Origin of the sequence: Phenylobacterium sp., from assembly GCF_025934275.1 — a bacterium.
Classification (GTDB): domain Bacteria; phylum Pseudomonadota; class Alphaproteobacteria; order Caulobacterales; family Caulobacteraceae; genus Phenylobacterium.
Genome location: NZ_JAICYI010000074.1, coordinates 1 through 16,058, shown reverse-complemented (window position 1 = coordinate 16,058; position 16,058 = coordinate 1). Strand labels below are relative to the sequence as shown.

17 protein-coding genes are annotated in these 16,058 nt (G+C 70.8%); 11 read left to right on the top strand and 6 right to left on the bottom strand.

What is annotated here, in order from left to right; translation table 11 throughout:
* The coding region (locus Q0W60_RS15790; RefSeq protein ID WP_297697040.1) for a CTP synthase at positions 1-612 on the bottom strand (612 nt) is incomplete at its 3' end.
* A 69-nt stretch (positions 613-681) separates the two neighbouring features.
* Positions 682-1,137, bottom strand: coding sequence for a preprotein translocase subunit SecG (gene secG, locus Q0W60_RS15785; protein WP_297697039.1), 456 nt, complete (start codon positions 1,135-1,137; stop codon positions 682-684).
* A gap of 113 nt (positions 1,138-1,250) precedes the next feature.
* Between secG and Q0W60_RS15780 the strand changes: the two genes are divergently transcribed.
* Positions 1,251-1,790 carry a GNAT family protein gene (locus Q0W60_RS15780; RefSeq protein WP_297697038.1) on the top strand — a complete coding sequence of 180 codons (540 nt, stop codon included), beginning with the start codon at positions 1,251-1,253 and terminating at the stop codon, positions 1,788-1,790.
* Positions 1,791-1,815: 25 nt separating this feature from the next.
* Complete coding sequence (locus tag Q0W60_RS15775) at positions 1,816-2,229, top strand: VOC family protein (RefSeq protein ID WP_297697037.1); 414 nt, start codon at positions 1,816-1,818, stop codon at positions 2,227-2,229.
* Between the two features lie 3 nt (positions 2,230-2,232).
* Here the strand turns inward: Q0W60_RS15775 and tpiA are convergent, their stop codons facing one another.
* Positions 2,233-2,976, bottom strand: coding sequence for a triose-phosphate isomerase (gene tpiA, locus Q0W60_RS15770; RefSeq protein WP_297697036.1), 744 nt, complete (start codon positions 2,974-2,976; stop codon positions 2,233-2,235).
* A gap of 124 nt (positions 2,977-3,100) precedes the next feature.
* Between tpiA and Q0W60_RS15765 the strand changes: the two genes are divergently transcribed.
* The 3 genes from Q0W60_RS15765 (at position 3,101) to Q0W60_RS15755 (ending at position 7,289) form a co-directional block, all read left to right on the top strand.
* On the top strand, positions 3,101-5,017 hold the full coding sequence (locus Q0W60_RS15765) for a peptidylprolyl isomerase (protein ID WP_297697035.1): 1,917 nt from the start codon (positions 3,101-3,103) through the stop codon (positions 5,015-5,017).
* Positions 5,014-6,549: an anthranilate synthase component I gene (gene trpE / locus Q0W60_RS15760; RefSeq protein WP_297697034.1), complete on the top strand. Its 1,536-nt coding sequence runs from the start codon at positions 5,014-5,016 to the stop codon at positions 6,547-6,549. The genes Q0W60_RS15765 and trpE overlap by 4 nt, the downstream gene beginning before the upstream one ends.
* Before the next feature lie 194 nt (positions 6,550-6,743).
* Positions 6,744-7,289 carry a hypothetical protein gene (locus Q0W60_RS15755; protein WP_297697033.1) on the top strand — a complete coding sequence of 182 codons (546 nt, stop codon included), beginning with the start codon at positions 6,744-6,746 and terminating at the stop codon, positions 7,287-7,289.
* Between the two features lie 54 nt (positions 7,290-7,343).
* Here Q0W60_RS15755 and Q0W60_RS15750 read toward each other — a convergent pair whose 3' ends face one another.
* Entirely contained in the window at positions 7,344-7,544 is a 201-nt protein-coding gene (locus Q0W60_RS15750) for a hypothetical protein (RefSeq protein WP_297697032.1), read from the bottom strand.
* An 83-nt stretch (positions 7,545-7,627) separates the two neighbouring features.
* Here Q0W60_RS15750 and Q0W60_RS15745 point away from each other — a divergent pair, with 83 nt between their 5' ends.
* The 4 genes from Q0W60_RS15745 (at position 7,628) to lexA (ending at position 10,885) form a co-directional block, all read left to right on the top strand.
* Positions 7,628-8,218 carry an aminodeoxychorismate/anthranilate synthase component II gene (locus Q0W60_RS15745; protein ID WP_297697031.1) on the top strand — a complete coding sequence of 197 codons (591 nt, stop codon included), beginning with the start codon at positions 7,628-7,630 and terminating at the stop codon, positions 8,216-8,218.
* Positions 8,219-8,221: 3 nt separating this feature from the next.
* Entirely contained in the window at positions 8,222-9,247 is a 1,026-nt protein-coding gene (gene trpD, locus Q0W60_RS15740; RefSeq protein WP_297697030.1) for an anthranilate phosphoribosyltransferase, read from the top strand.
* Complete coding sequence (gene trpC / locus Q0W60_RS15735) at positions 9,244-10,035, top strand: indole-3-glycerol phosphate synthase TrpC (RefSeq protein ID WP_297697029.1); 792 nt, start codon at positions 9,244-9,246, stop codon at positions 10,033-10,035. Before trpD ends, trpC begins: the two co-directional genes overlap by 4 nt.
* A gap of 160 nt (positions 10,036-10,195) precedes the next feature.
* On the top strand, positions 10,196-10,885 hold the full coding sequence (gene lexA, locus Q0W60_RS15730) for a transcriptional repressor LexA (RefSeq protein ID WP_297697028.1): 690 nt from the start codon (positions 10,196-10,198) through the stop codon (positions 10,883-10,885).
* Here the strand turns inward: lexA and Q0W60_RS15725 are convergent.
* Positions 10,866-11,174: a hypothetical protein gene (locus Q0W60_RS15725; RefSeq protein WP_297697027.1), complete on the bottom strand. Its 309-nt coding sequence runs from the start codon at positions 11,172-11,174 to the stop codon at positions 10,866-10,868. The genes lexA and Q0W60_RS15725 overlap by 20 nt on opposite strands.
* Positions 11,171-13,393, bottom strand: a complete 2,223-nt coding sequence (locus tag Q0W60_RS15720; RefSeq protein ID WP_297697026.1) for a ComEC/Rec2 family competence protein — start codon at positions 13,391-13,393, stop codon at positions 11,171-11,173. Before Q0W60_RS15720 ends, Q0W60_RS15725 begins: the two co-directional genes overlap by 4 nt.
* On the opposite strand from Q0W60_RS15720, the gene gltX reads away from it, so the two are divergent.
* A complete protein-coding gene (gltX, locus tag Q0W60_RS15715) occupies positions 13,365-14,771 on the top strand; it encodes a glutamate--tRNA ligase (RefSeq protein WP_297697025.1) in 1,407 nt (468 codons plus the stop codon). The two genes, Q0W60_RS15720 and gltX, sit on opposite strands and share 29 nt — an antisense overlap.
* A 55-nt stretch (positions 14,772-14,826) precedes the next feature.
* Positions 14,827-16,058 (top strand): citrate synthase (gltA, locus tag Q0W60_RS15710; protein WP_297697024.1); only part of this gene is annotated, 1,232 nt, incomplete at its 3' end.

The window sequence follows — 16,058 nt, the reverse complement described above, 5'->3', positions numbered from 1 at the left end:
CTGGATGCCGAGACCGAGCAGTTCCTTCACCGAGTGCTGCGTCGGCTTGGTCTTCAGTTCGCCGGCGGCTGAGATGTAGGGAATCAGCGTAAGATGCATGAACATCGAGCGCTCAGGCCCGAGTTCGTTGCCGAGCTGGCGGATCGCCTCGAAGAACGGCAGCCCCTCGATGTCGCCCACCGTGCCGCCCACCTCGATCAGCACGAAGTCGACGCCTTCGCCCGGATCGGCGAGGACGAAATCCTTGATCTCCCCGGTGACGTGCGGAATCACCTGGACCGTCGCGCCGAGGTAGTCCCCGCGCCGCTCCTTCTCGATGATCTTCTTGTAGATCTGGCCGGTGGTGATGTTGTCGTCGCGGGTGGCGTTGACGCCGGTGAAGCGCTCGTAGTGGCCGAGGTCGAGGTCGGTCTCCGCCCCGTCGTCGGTGACGAACACCTCGCCGTGCTGGTAGGGGCTCATGGTCCCCGGATCGACGTTCAGGTAGGGGTCCAGCTTCCTGAGCCGCACCTTGTAGCCGCGCGCCTGCAGGAGCGCGCCGAGGGCGGCGGATGCGAGACCTTTTCCCAATGAGGAGACCACGCCGCCGGTGATGAAGATGTACCGGGCCATGGGCGTTCAGGTTAGCAGCGATTCGCCCCGGGCGAGGCTGAAATCCGGTCGCCTATCCACCGGCTGCGGTCAGGACTTGGGCGGCGCGGCGGGGGCCGGCGCGCTCTGCGGCGCGGGCGTCTCGCCCAGGAAGGGATTGTGCACCGTGGCCGCCGGCGCCTGGAACGGCGCGGGCGCGCTCTGGGGCGCGCCGGGCCGCCCCTGGCCGGGTTGCGGCTGCGCCGGCGGCGGCGGCGGGGTGAGCGCCGTCGGGTTGATCGGGTCGATCTTCAGCCGGTCGACGACCGAGGACGCCCCGCGCTCGCGTCCGGCCAGCAGGGTCAGCGTCAGCGCCAGCACGAAGAAGATGGTCGCCAGGATCCAGGTCATGCGGGTCATCAGGTCGCCCGCGCCGCGCGCCGTGACGAAGCCCGAAGGCCCGCCGCCGACGCCAAGCACGCCGCCTTCCGAACGCTGCAGCAGCACGACGATCACCAGCAGCACGCTGACGATGATCTCGACGACGAGCAGCAGGTTGAGGAGCATGCGTTCTGGTCCGGTGCGCTTCGGCGGACACACCCGCCTGAAATGAAGCGCGCGCTCTACCACCGAGCCCGCGCCAAGGCCATACCTAGGTCGTCGCAGCCCTTTGACAAGCCATGATTCTCGAGACCAAGCGCCTGGCCATCCTGGAAACCGATCGGCTGCGGCTGGCGCCGCTCGCCGAGGCCGACGCGGCCGACCTCTACCCGCTGATGGATGACCCGGAGGTGATGGCCTACTGGGACGGCCCGAGCGTCGACGATCCCGACCTGGTGGCCGAGATCGTCCGCGCCGAACTGGCCGAGATGCGCGCCGGCCGGGCGGTCTACTGGTCGATCCGCCGCCTCGACGGCGGCGCCTTCGTCGGCTGCTGCGACCTCTCGGAGATCGACCGGCGCCACAAGCGCGCCGAGGTGGGCTTCATGCTCGGCCGGGCGGCCTGGGGCGAGGGCTATGCGCTGGAGGCGATCCAGGCCGCGGTCGGCTTCGCCGCCGCCAGCGGCCTGCGCCGGCTGGCCGCCAGGACGCACCTCGGGAACCGCCGTTCCGAGGCGCTCCTCGAGCGGCTGGGCTTCCAGGAGGAGGGCCTGCTGCGCGGCCACGTGCTGCGCGACGGCGAGCGCCGCGACTGCCGCCTCTTCGGCCTTCTGCTGTAGCCGCCGAGCGGCTAGGTTCGGGGCCATGCCCAATCCGATCGCCGTCCAGGGCTTCGACCACATCGTCCTGCGGGTGACGAACAAGCCGAAGATGCTGGCTTTCTACCTTGACGTGCTTGGCCTTTCTGTCGACCGGGACCGCCCGGAGCTGGGCCTCACCCACATCCGCGCCGGGCGCCAGATGATCGACCTCGTGACCCTCGACGGGCCGCTGGGCAGGCTGGGCGGCGCAGGCCCGGGCCGCGAGGGCCGCAACCTCGACCACTTCGCCCTGCAGGTGCGGCCGTTCGACGAGCCGGCGATCCGCGCCCACCTCGCCCGGCACGGCGTCGAGGTGGCGGAGGAAGGCCAGCGCTACGGCGCCGACGGGACCGGCCCGTCGCTCTACGTCCGCGATCCGGAAGGCAACACCGTCGAGCTGAAGGGCCCCTCCGCCTAGGCGTCAGAGCGCCCGGACGATGGCCAGGAAGTCGGCGGCCTTCAGCGAGGCGCCGCCGACCAGCGCGCCGCCCACCTCGGCGGCGTGCAGGATCTCCGCGGCGTTGCCGGGTTTCACCGAGCCGCCGTAGAGGATCGGGACAGCCTCGGCCGCCGGCCCGAACTTTTCCCCCAGGGTCGCGCGCACCGCCCGGTGCATCTCCTCGATCTCGGCGATGGACGGCGTGAGCCCGGTGCCGATCGCCCAGACCGGCTCGTAGGCGACGCAGAACGGCCGGCCCGCGAGCTCCGCCGGCAGGGATCCCCGCACCTGTTCGGTGACGATCGGCGCGGCCTGGCCGGCGTTGCGCTGCTCGAGCATCTCGCCGACGCAGACGATCGGCTCCAGGCCGGCCCGCAACGCGGCCTGGACCTTGCGGGCGACCATCGCGTCGGTCTCGCCCCATCCGCTGCGGCGCTCGGAATGGCCGAGGATCACCAGCTTCGCGCCGGCGTCGGCCAGCATCCGGGCCGAGACATCGCCGGTGAACGCGCCGGCGTCCTCCCAGTGCGCGTCCTGGCCGCCGACCAGCACCTCGGTTCCGGCCAGCAGCTCGCTCATCAGGTGGATCAGCACCGCGGGCGGGCAGATCGCCACCCGCGCCGCACAGCCCGCCGCGCCCTCGGCGATCGCCGCCGCCTCGACGAGCGAGGCGCGCAGGCCGTTCATCTTCCAATTGCCCGCGATCAGCGGCCGGGGCGCGGTCATTTGGCCTCGCTTCCAAGGTTCGCGCGCGGCGGTTAAGCCAAGCCGCGCCGCCTGTCACGCGCTTGCGGGCGCGCCGGGCCCTCCATATACCGGCCCCCACGTCCGCGCCGCGGAAAGGGATTTGATGTTCGCCGCTCTCCGCGCCTTTGCGAAGTCCTGGGTCGCCGCCGTCCTGATGGGGCTGTTGATCGTCAGCTTCGCGGTCTGGGGCATCCGCGACGTGTTCCGCGGCCGGATCAGCGGCGATGCGGTGGTCACCGCCGGCTCGCGCACGGTCAGCTCGACCGACTACCGCCGCGAGTTCGAGCAGTTCAAGTCGCGGGTCGAGCAGCAGACCGGCCAGCAGATCCCCAACGACGTCGCCGCCGCCAACGGGCTCGACCGGGAGGTGCTCCAGGGCCTGGCCACCCGCGAAGCCTTCGCCGAGCTTATCCACAAGCTCGGGATCATCCCCTCTGACAAGCTGGTCGCCGAGCAGATTGCCAAGATCCCCGCCTTCTTCGATCCGGTCACCGGCCGCTTCGACAAGCGCGCCTACCAGCAGGCGCTGGCCAACAACGACCTCAACCCGGTCCGCTTCGAGGCCGAGATGCGCGACGATATCGCCCAGCAGCACCTCGGCACGGCGATCATCGCCGGGCTGGCCGTCCCGCGCGCCTACACCGCCATGGCGGCGGTGTTCGAGCTGGAGGGCCGCGACGTGGCTTTCCTGGCGATCGACCCCAAGAGCGTGCCGCAGCCCGCGCCGCCCACCGACGCGCAGCTCACCACCTTCATGCAGGAGAACGCCACCGCGATCATGCGGCCGGAGTTCCGCCAGCTCACCCTCCTGCAGGTCACGCCCGAGCAGTTCATGGCGTCGGTCAAGGTCGACCCGGCGCAGGTCCAGAAGCAGTACGACTTCCGCAAGGACACGCTCTCCAAGCCCGAGACCCGCACCCTGGTGCAGATCCCGGCCAAGAGCCCGGCCGCCGCGGCCCAGATCACCGCCCGGCTCGCCAAGGGCGAAGACCCGGCCGCGGTCGCCAAGGCGTTCGGGGTCGATGCGATCACCTATGCCGACAAGCCGCAGAGCGCGATCCCGGACAAGAAGCTGGCCGCCGTCGCCTTCCAGATGCAGCCCGGCCAGGTGCAGACCGTGCAGGGCGAGCTCGCGCTCGCCGTCGTCAAGCTGCAGGCCGTGACGCCCGGCCATGTGGTCACCTTCGAGGAGGCCAGGCCCGGGCTCGAGGCCGAGGTGCGCAAGAACGCCGCCTCCGAGAAGGTCTACCAGCTGACCCAGGCTTACGACGACGCCCACGAGAAGGGGGCGAGCCTGCCCGAGGCCGCCCAGAAGGCCGGCATCCCGACCACGACGCTCGGGCCGGTCGCCAAGAACGGCCTCGGCCCGGACGGCAAGCCGGTGCCCGGCCTCACCCAGAAGCTCGTGGACGCGGCCTTCGCCCTGCCGGCCGGCGGCGAGAGCGAGCTGGAGGACAACGGCGCCGGCGGCTATTTCGCGGTGCGCGTCGACAAGGTGATCCCGCCCGCCCTGCCGAGCCTGGCCGAGATCAAGCCCAAGCTCACCCAGGCGTGGATCGCGCGCGAGCTGAACGAGCGGCTGGCCGCCAAGGCCGACGAGCTCGCCGCCCGGGTGCGCAAGGGCGAGAGCCTGGAGGCGGTCGCGGCCTCCTCGGGAGCCAAGGTGGTGCGCGTCAACGGGCTGACCCGCGCCACGGCCGGCCAGAACCAGGCGCTCTCCGGCGAGATCCTGGCCCGGGTGTTCGACGCCAAGCTCGGCGACGTGTTCACCGCGCGCACCAACGGCGTCGGCTACGTGGTCGGCAAGCTCGCGGCGATCCACGCCGGCGAGGGCGCCAACCTTCCGCTGATGGCCGAGGCCGCGCGCGGTCAGATGACCACCGCCTACATCCGCGAGGTGGAGGACGCCGCCCGCGCCGCCGCCCGTGGCAAGATCAAGGTGACCCTCGATCCCGAGCGCGCCCGCGCCGCCCTGGGCCTGGAGCCCGCCGGGCCGGCCAAGCCGGCCCCGGGCCAGTGAACCTCGAGCCGGCTTTTGCGGACTTCCAGCCCCGCTACGACGCGGGCGCCCCGCAGCTCGTCTGGACCCGGCTGATCGATGACCTGGAGACGCCGGTCTCCGCCTACCTGAAGATCGGCCACGGCCGGCAGTACGCCTTCCTGTTCGAATCCGTCGAGGGCGGGACCTGGCGCGGCCGCTACTCGATCATCACGCTCGAGCCCGACCTCGTCTGGCGCTGCCGCGGCGAGCGCGCCGAGGTGGCGGAGGGCGACGACATCGCCGCCGGCCGCTTCACGCCGCAGTCCGGCGGCGCGCTGGACAGCCTGCGCGACCTGATCGCCGCCTCCCGCATCGATCTGCCGGACGGCCTGCCGCCGATGGCCGCGGGCGTGTTCGGCGCGCTGGGCTACGACATGATCCGCCTGGTCGAGCGGCTGCCCCACGTCAACCCGGATCCGCTCGATCTGCCGGACGCGGTGCTCACCCGGCCCTCGATCGTGGCGGTGTTCGATTCCATCGGCCAGGAGATCCTGCTGGTCACCCCGGTCCGGCCCGGCCGCGCCTCGGCCCGCGACGCCTATGCGGCGGCGCAGGGCCGCCTCGCCGGCGTCATGGCCGACCTGCAGCGGCCCGCCCCGCGCCTCGTGGGCAACGGCGAGCCGCAGCCCGACCGCTTCACCACGCCGGTCGGCCGCGAGGCCTATCGCGAGATCGTCGAGAAGGCCAAGGCCTACGTGCGGGCCGGCGATGTGTTCCAGGTGGTCCCCAGCCACCGCTTCCGCTCGCCCTACGCCCGCGACCCCTTCGCCCTCTACCGGTCGCTGCGGCGGATGAACCCCTCGCCCTTCCTGTTCTACCTGAACTTCGGCGACTTCCAGCTCGCCGGCTCCTCCATCGAGATCCTGGTGCGGCTGCGCGATCGCAAGGTCACCATCCGTCCGGTCGCCGGCACCCGCCCGCGCGGCGCCACGCCCGCCGAGGACGCCGCCCTCGAGCAGGAGCTGATCCACGATCCCAAGGAGCGGGCCGAGCACCTCATGCTCCTCGACCTCGGCCGCAACGACGTGGGCCGGGTGACCATGCTGAAGGAGGCCGGCGCCAATCAGCCGGCGTCGGAGGGCCGTCGGCCGCCGCGCGTGCGGGTCACCGACAGCTTCTTCATCGAGCGGTACAGCCACGTCATGCACCTGGTCTCCAACGTCGAGGGTGACGCCCCGGAGGGCCTCGATCCGGTCGACGTGCTCATGGCGGCGCTCCCCGCGGGCACGCTCTCCGGCGCGCCCAAGGTCCGCGCCATGCAGATCATCGACGAGCTGGAGGTCGAGAAGCGCGGCATCGGCTACGCCGGCGCGGTCGGCTACTTCGGCTGCGACGGCTCGGTCGACACCTGCATCGTGCTGCGCACCGCGCTCTTCAAGGACGGGACCATGTACGTCCAGGCGGGCGGCGGCATCGTCGCCGACAGTGATCCCGACGCCGAGTACGACGAGACCCTGCACAAGGCCCGCGCGCTGCGCCGCGCCGCCGAAGAAAGCTGGCGCTTCGTCTAGGCTCAGAGCGCGGCCCGGACTGACGTTCGCGGCCGTCCGAAGCCGGTTATTCCACGCCCGAATGACGGCGCTCCAGGGGTGGCGGTTTCATGGACCCAGTCGGCCTGTTCAGTCATCCCGACGTGCTGGATGCCGGGAGATTCCCTGCGTGATTTTCTTGACACGCGTCGGCCTCATATGTTCTACTTTTGTTCATGGCCGATCCGGCATCCACGGCAGCGAGGCGCGAGGCGGTGCTGCAGCGCGTGCAGCAGGTGCTGCTGGCGGTCACCGAGGACCTGGCGGACGCCGTCGCTTCAACGGCCGACGAGGACAAGAAGGCCAGGCTCGCGAACGCGCTCTACAAGATCACCCGCGGGCTCCGGCAGTCCATCTATCTGGAGGCCAAGCTCGAGCGCGAAGACGCGGAGGCCAGGGAGGCCGCCGTCCAGCGCGCGATCAGCGCGGCCGAGCCCAGGATTGTCCGTCGCAGGGCGCACATCGAGAGCCGGATCGAGCGCCGGATCTGGGACGAATACGACGCCGGGGACGACGACGAGTCCGCCCTGGGCGATGAGCTGATCGCGCGCGCCGAGGAATGGCTGGACGAGGCCTCCGAAGCCGAGGGCTTCCTCGACGAGTCCCTGGAGTCCCTGGTCGGGCGCCTCTGCGCGTTCCTCGGCCTCCATCTCGACCCGGCGACTGAGCCCCGGAATCTCGAACGGCATGCCGCAGCCCCGGCCTGGCCGAACTCCTCTTGAGGACCGCAGAAACGCTTCCGCGGTTCGTCTTCTTTCGTGTCTTCCGTGATTCTCTTAAGGCCCCGGTTTCAGCACGTGCTCGCTGATCACCGGCGGGGCGAGGATCATGGCGGCGGCGAAGGCCAGCGCGGAGAGCGCCAGCAGGCCCGCCGCGGCCAGCACCGGCCAGATCCGCTCGCGCGGCCTGGGCCGCGCCAGAAGCGCGCGGGCGCGGTCGATGGCGGCGGCGTCGAGGGCGGTTTCGGTGAGCGACATCTTGCCCGCAGCATCGCGGGAGTCGCCTCGGCCGCCAATCGGCGCGCTTGGCGTCGGGGCGCGCACGGCCTAGATGTGCCCGCATGATCCTGGTGATCGATAACTACGACAGCTTCACCTACAACCTGGTTCACTACCTGAACGAACTGGGCGCGGAGACGCGCGTCTTCCGCAACGATGCGATCACGGTCGAGGAAGCGCTCGGCCTGAAGCCGCAGGCGCTGCTGCTGTCGCCCGGCCCCTGCACCCCCAACGAAGCCGGCATCTGCCTGTCGCTGATCGCCGCCGCGCCGGCCGACCTGCCGGTGCTCGGCGTCTGCCTGGGCCACCAGGCGATCGGCCAGGCCCACGGCGGCGCGGTGATCCACGCCCAGGCCCTCATGCACGGCAAGATCAGCCCCATCCGCCACACCGGCCAGGGCGTGTTCCGCGGCCTGAAGAACCCGTTCAACGCCACCCGCTACCACAGCCTCGCGGTGCGGCGCGAAGACCTGCCGGCCGACCTCGAGGTCACCGCCTGGACCGACGACGGCGAGATCATGGGCGTGCAGCACCGGTCGCGGCCCGTGCACGGCGTGCAGTTCCACCCGGAATCGATCGCCACCGAGTGCGGCCACCAGCTCTTGGCCAACTTCCTCGAGATCGCCGGCGTGAGGCCGCTCGTCGAGGCCTGAGCCATGTCGGACGCCTTCAAGCCGCTGCTCAGCCGCCTGGCCGACGGCGCGACGCTCTCGGAGGCCGATGCGGGGACCTTCTTCGACGCCTGCCTGCGCGGCGAGCCGACTTCGGCCCAGGTCGCCGCGGCGCTGACGGCCATGCGGATGCGCGGCGAGACGGTGGGCGAGATCACCGCCTGCGCGCGGGCCATGCGCAAGGCGGCGGTGACGCTGGACCATCCGTTCGAGGTGATCGACGTCTGCGGCACAGGCGGGGACGGCCTGCACACCCTCAACATCTCGACGGCTGTGGCCCTCGTGGCGGCGGGCGGCGGGCTGAAGGTGGCCAAGCACGGCAACCGGGCGCTGTCCTCCAAGTCCGGCGGCGCCGACGTGCTGGGCGAGCTCGGCGTCGACATCGCGGCCTCGGCCGAGCAGCAGCTCAGGGCGCTGGACGAGGCCGGCATCTGCTTCCTGTTCGCGCCCGCCCACCATGGCGCGATGCGCCACGTGGCGCCGATCCGCGCCGAGCTCGGCTTCCGCACCGTCTTCAACTTGCTGGGGCCCTTGGCCAATCCCGCGAGGGCCCGGCGGCAGCTCCTGGGCGTGTTCGACACCCGCTGGGTCGAGCCGCTCGCCCGGGTGCTGGGCGCGCTGGGCGCCGAACGGGCCTGGACCGTCCACGGCCAGGGCATGGACGAGATCACCACCACCGGCGAGACCCAGGTCGCCGAGTGGCGCGACGGCCAGGTGCGCCTGTTCCGCATCACGCCGGAAGCCGTCGGCCTGCCGCGCGCCTCGCTGGCCGAGCTCACCGGCGGCGCCCCGAACGAGAACGCCGCGGCCCTGCGCGACCTGCTGGCCGGCGCCAAGGGGCCCTACCGCGACATCGTGCTGATCAACGCGGCCGCCGCCTTCCTGGTCGCCGACAGGGTCGAGACCCTGCGCGAAGGCGTCGAGCTCGCCGGCCAGGTCCTTGACGAAGGCAAGGCCGCCCAGGCGCTCGCCCGCCTCGTCGCCATTGCGCCCGCCCCCGAGCCCGCATGAACGACATCCTCGCCAAGATCGCCGCCTACAAGCGCCAGGACGTCGCCGCCCGCAAAGCCGCCCGTCCGCTGGCCGATATCGAGGCCGCCGCCGCGGCCGCCGATCCGCCGCGCGGCTTCAGGGCCGCCCTGCAGCGCGCGCAAGCGCCGGGCCGGCTGGCGCTGATCGCCGAGATCAAGAAGGCCTCGCCATCCAAGGGCCTGATCCGCGCCGACTTCGACCCGCCGGCCCTGGCCCGCGCCTATGAGCAGGGCGGCGCGGCCTGCCTCTCGGTGCTCACCGATGCGCCCAGCTTCCAGGGCGCGGACGCCGATCTCGCGGCGGCGCGGGCGGCGAGCGCCCTGCCCTGCCTCCGGAAGGAGTTCATGCTCGATCCCTGGCAGGTCGCCGAGAGCCGCGCCCTGGGCGCCGACGCCATCCTGGTCATCCTCGCCATGGTCGACGATGCGCTGGCGGGCGAGCTCATCGCCGCGGCCACGGCCTGGAACATGGACGTCCTGGTCGAGGTCCACGACGCCGCCGAGATGGCCCGGGCCGCGAGCCTGGGCGCGGCGATGGTGGGCGTCAACAACCGCGACCTTCGGACCTTCGCGACCGATCTCGGCGCCACCGAGCGGCTGGCGCGCCTGGCGCCGGCGGACGCGCTGCTGGTCACCGAGAGCGGCATCTTCACCCCGGCCGACGCCGCGCGCCTCGAACGCGCCGGCGCCGCGGCCATGCTGGTCGGCGAAAGCCTGATGCGCCAGGCCGACGTGGCGGCGGCGACCCGCGCCCTGCTGGCCGCCTGAGCGAGTCGGCGCCCGCGAGCTTCGCCGCCGGAAAATTCCGCAAATTTTTCAACTGCAAGCTTGGTAACTTGACTTTAATTCGGAACACCTAGAGAACATCCATTGACGTTTGTGCTTTGTTCTCGAAGCGCTACAACAAGGGATCCGAAGGGTCGCCGCCATGCTCACCCGCAAGCAGCACGAATTGCTCATGTTCATCCATGAGCGGCTCAAGGAGACCGGGGTCTCCCCGTCGTTCGACGAGATGAAGGACGCCCTGGGTCTCGCCTCGAAGTCCGGCATCCACCGGCTCATCACCGCCCTCGAGGAGCGCGGCTTCCTCCGCCGCCTGCCCCATCGGGCCCGCGCCCTGGAGGTGACGAAGCTCCCAACCCAGGCGACGGCGACCGCTCCGCCGAAGGGCCGCGCGCCGTTCAAGCCGCAGCTGGTCGACGCCGGCGCCGACGCCCCGGGGACGGCCAGCGACACGCGCGAGCTTCCGGTGCTCGGCCGCATCGCGGCAGGCACGCCGATCGAGGCCATCCAGCAGGAGCGCGACCGGCTGCCGGTGCCCGAGACGCTGCTCGGCGCGGGCGAGCACTTCGTCCTGGAGATCCAGGGCGACTCCATGGTGGGCGCCGGCATCCTGGACGGCGACTTCGTGGTCATCCGGCGCACCAACACGGCCCAGTCCGGCGAGATCGTCGTGGCGCTGGTGAACGGCGAGGAAGCCACCCTGAAACGGCTTCGCAAGAAGGGCGCCTCGATCGCTTTGGAGGCCGCCAACCCCGCCTACGAGACCCGCATCTTCGGTCCCGACCAGGTGGCCGTGCAGGGCAAGCTCGTCGGCCTCATCCGCCGCTATCACTGAGCGCGGGCGGGGCGCGATAGACGAAGTCGATCAGGAACACGCTCTCGCCGGAGCCGTGCCGGGCGACGCTCAGCAGATCATCCAAGTCCTGGAAACCTGACCGGCGGGCGATCGCCTCGGAGATGTCGTCCAGATCCACGTGCTGGATGCGGGTGACCTCGACGTGGCCGCGGCCCAGCGGATAGCGGCCGCCGAGCTTGACCCGCAGGCTCTTCCAGATCCTGACCGTGCAGGTGATCTCGCCGCGCATGATCGGGTCGCGCAGCCGCTTGGTGAACGACAGGCTCACCTGAGATCCGGGCCCCAGCTCCACGGCCTTCGCCCGCGCACATCCTGCGCCCAGAGGACCCGCCAGCTGCCGCCGGGACCGCGCCACAGCTCCGCCGAGCCGCCGCGCGCGAAATCGGCGCCGGTGAGCACCACGGGTGCGCGGCAGGCGTTCGGCTTGAAGTCGTTTCGGAGGATCACCAGCTCGGCGCTCGCGCAGATCTGGTCCAGGCGCTCGGACTGGAGCGGCCGCTTGAGGTTCCAGGCCGCCGCGACCTTCAGCGGCGCGCCGGCCTTGGGCGCGCAGCTCCAGTGGTCGCACTCGAAGCCCGGATCGCGCGCCGCCTCGCCGCCCGATGGATCGAGGCCGCGACGGCGCGCCCAGAGCTCGGCGCCGAACAGCTTCACGTCAGGCCGGAAGAGTATGGCCTCGCGGCCGCTCCGCACCGCCACCGCCGCGCCATCGGCCGCCGCCCAGACGTCCGGCGGCGTGGGCTTCGGCGCGAGCGAGATGGCGAGCGCCAGCGGCAGGCCGACCCATCGCAGCGGACCTCGCCACAGACACAGGATCAGCAAGCCGAGGAAGGCGGTGGGCAGCGTCCAGCCCGGCCCGCTCGCGACCACGAACTGCGCATAGGGCGCATGCGCCACGGCGCGCGAGATGTCGTTCATCAGGCGGATCGAGAAGCCCGCGACGTCGAGCGGTCCCTGCCCGAGGCCGAACGGCGCGAGCGCGGCGCCCAGCGCCAGCGCCGGCATCATCAGGAAGCTGGAGATCGGCTCGACCAGCAGGTTGGAGATCAGGCCCCAGGTGGACACGCGGTTGAAGTGCTGGATCGCAAACGGACCGGTCGCGGCGCCCGCCACGAAGCTCGCGGCCGCCGCCGCGGTGACCCAGCCGCCGAACCGCTGGATCATGCGGATCGGCCAGGGCGTGTTGATCTCGCGCACCGTCCGCGGCCAGACCTCGGCCATGGCGACCAGCGCGGCGGTGGCGGCGAAGGACATCTGGAAGCCTGGCTGGGTCACCGCTTCCGGCTGCAGCAGCATGACCGCCATCGCCGCGAGCGCCAGCGCGTGCAGGTTGATCGCCTGCCGGTCGACCAGGATCGCGCCGAACGCGATGACGGCCGTGATCGCCGCCCGCTCGGCCGGCGGCGGCCAGCCCGAAAGCACCAGGTAGGCGACGACAGCGGTGAGCGCCACGGCGGCGGCGACCTTCTTGCCGTGGATTCGCAAGGCCAGCCACGGCCAGGCGGCGATCATCATCCGCACGGCGAGGAAGACGAAGCCGCCCACGATCGCCATGTGCAGGCCGGAGATGGAGGTGATGTGGGCCAGCCCCGAGGCCCGCAGGTCGTTCACCTGATCGGGTGGGATGAAGGCGTCGTGCCCGGTGGTCATCGCCGCGGCCAGGCCGCCCGCCTCGATCCCCAGCGCGCCGATGATCCGCCGGGTCAGCGACCATCGAACCGCGTTGATGCGCATGGTCAGCCGCAGCCGCCTAGGCGCGACCTCGTCCGTGACCCAGGTCGACGGCGGACCGAGCGCGAATCCCACCCCGCCCACGCTCTGGAAGTAGGCGTCGCGGGCGAAGTCGTAGGCCCCGGGACTGGCCGGCGGCGGTGGCGCGTTGATCACCGCCAGCAGACTGATCGGCTCGCCCGGCGAGGGCGTGTAACCTTCGCGCAACGTCACCCGCACGCGAATGGGTGTGGCCTTGGCGGGCCAGTCGCCGATGCGGGATGGCGCGATCAGCAGCCGCCGCCCGCCCTGGCCCGGGCTTGCGATATCGACCACCCAACCCTCCAGTCGCTCGGGCGGACCGCGGGTCGGCGCCACCGGCGCCCTGACGTGGTCGGTGCGGAGCTTGGCGGCCGAGAAGCCGCCGATTGCGCAGGCGATCAGGACCAGGGCGGCTGTCGCGGGAGGCCCTGCACGCCAGCGGGCGACCGCCGCCACGAGGAGCAGCGCGAGGATCGCGCCCGCCCAGCCCAGCCACGCCTGCGGCTCGCGCGGGAGCCCGAAATAGACCCCGGCGCCAGACCCGAAGGCGACGGGAGTCCAGAGCGTCCAGCGCCGCCCCTGCCGCTCGATCTCGTACGCCAGCCAGGCCAACGCCTCGGCGGCGCTAGGAAGCCTCGGAAGCCGCGTGCTAAGAGGCGCGGGCCAGGCGCCGCCAGCCGGCGCGCCGCCAGCCTCCTCGACCTCCATGCCCGAGCGTTCCGTCGTCACCCGCATCGCCCCCTCGCCGACCGGCATGATGCACATAGGCACGGCTCGGACAGCGCTTTACAACTGGTTGTATGCGCGACACACGGGCGGCAAGTTCCTGTTGCGCATCGAAGACACCGACCGCGAACGGTCCACCGCCGAGGCCGTGGACGTGATCTTCGAGGGTCTGAAGTGGCTCGGACTCGAGCCCGATGCGACGCCCGTCTTCCAGTTCGCGCGCGCCGACCGCCACCGGCAGGCGGCTGACGACCTGCTGGCGCGCGGCGCCGCCTACCGGGACTACATGACGCCCGAAGAGCTCGAGGCCGAGCGCGAACTCGCCCGCGCGGAGGGCCGCGTGGTCCGCTCGCCGTGGCGTGACCGCTCGCCCAACGACGCGCCCGCTCGGCCATTCGTGGTCCGTCTGAAGTGCCCGCTGGAGGGCGAAACCCTGATCGACGATCAGGTGAAGGGGCCCGTCCGGTTCGAGAACCGCAATCTGGACGACCTGATCCTGCTGCGCACCGACGGCACGCCGACCTACAATCTCGCCGTGGTCGTGGACGACCACGACATGGGCGTGACCCACGTGATCCGCGGCGACGATCACCTCAACAACGCCGCACGGCAGACGCTGATCTACAACGGCCTCGGGTGGGAGGCGCCGGTCTGGGCCCACCTGCCGATGATCCACGGCCCTGACGGCAAGAAGCTCTCCAAGCGCCACGGCGCCCAGGCGGTCAGCGAGTTCGCCGACCTGGGCTACCTGCCCGAAGCCATGCGCAACTACCTCGCCAAGCTCGGCTGGGGCCACGGCGACGATGAGATCTTCTCGGACGACCAGGCGATCGCCTGGTTCGACATCAAGGACGTGGTCAGCGCGCCTGCCCGCCTGGATTGGGACAAGCTCAACCACCTCAACAACCACTACATCCGCCAGGCCGAGCCAGGCCGCCTGACGGACCTCACCCTGGAGATCCTGAAGAGCCGAGACTGGCGCCTGAAGAGCACCGATCGGCCGATCCTCGAGCGCACCATTCCGCTGGTCCGCGAGGGCGCCAAGACCCTGCTCGACCTGGCCGACGCCGTCGTCTTCGTGCTCAAGACCCGCCCGCTAAAGCTGCCGGACAAGGCCCGCAGCATGCTGAGCCGGGAAACGCTCGACCGCCTCGCGCGCCTGCGCGACGACCTTGCCGCTGCGCCGGCCTGGGAGGTCGCAGGGCTCGAGGCCCGCATCCGCGCGTTCGCCGAACGCGAGGCGGTCGGCATCGGCAGGTTCGGGCCGGCCCTGCGCGCCGTGCTCTCGGGCGGATCGCCCGCGCCGGACCTCGCCAGCGCGCTGGTGTCGCTGGGTAAGGATGAAAGCCTGGCGCGGATCGCAGATGCGCTTTCGCTCGTGCGCTAAACGGCTATAAGGCCCCGAACACGCGTTTCAATTTCCGACGGTTGAGGGAATCCGCATGGGCGACACGGCGAAGATCGGGATCGGCGGCAAGAGCTACGACCTGCCCGTTCTGAAGGGCACCACCGGTCCGGACGTGGTCGACGTGCGCAAGCTCTACGCCGAGGCCGATGTCTTCACCTATGACCCCGGCTTCACCTCGACGGCCAGCTGCGAAAGCAAGATCACCTTCATAGACGGCGACAACGGCATCCTGCTGCACCGCGGCTATCCGATCGACCAGCTGGCCGAGAACTCGAACTTCGTCGAGGTTTGCTACCTCTTGCTGCACGGTGATCTGCCGACCGCCGCCGAGTATGCGGAATTCGAGCACAACATCACCTACCACACGATGTTGCATGACCAGTTCGACAGGTTTTTCCAGGGCTTCCGGCGGGACGCTCACCCAATGGCGATCATGGTCGGCGCGGTGGGAGCGCTGTCCGCTTTCTACCACGACAGCACCGACATCGACGACCCGCAGCAGCGGACGATCTCGGCGCACCGGCTGATCGCCAAGATGCCGACCATCGCCGCGCGCGCCTTCAAGTACTTCCGCGGCCAGCCGTTCGTCTATCCGCGCAACGAGCTCTCCTACGCCGAGAATTTCCTGCGGATGTGCTTCTCGGTGCCGGCCGAGGACTGGAAGGCCAATCCGATCCTGGCACGGGCCATGGACCGCATCTTCATCCTGCATGCCGACCACGAGCAGAACGCGTCGACGTCCACGGTGCGCCTTTGCGCCTCGTCGGGCACGAATCCGTTTGCCGCGATCGCAGCGGGCGTCGCGTGCCTCTGGGGCCCGGCGCACGGCGGCGCCAACGAGGCCGCACTCAACATGCTCTACGACATCCAGGCGCAGGGCGGCGTCGCGAAGATCGGCGAGTTCATCGCGCAGGTGAAGGACAAGCACTCGAGCGTACGGCTGATGGGCTTCGGCCACCGCGTCTACAAGAACTACGATCCGCGCGCCAAGCTGATGCGCGAGACGTGCTACGAGGTGCTGAACGCGCTTGGCCTGCACGACGATCCGCTGTTCAAGCTCGCGATGGCGCTCGAGAAGATCGCGCTCGAGGACGACTACTTCGTCCAGCGCAAGCTCTATCCGAACGTCGATTTCTACTCGGGGATCGTGCAGAAGGCGATCGGGATTCCGGTGCAGCTCTTCACGGCGATCTTCGCGCTCGCGCGCACCGTCGGCTGGATCGCGCAGCTGAACGAGATGGTGTCCGATCCCGAATACAAGATCGG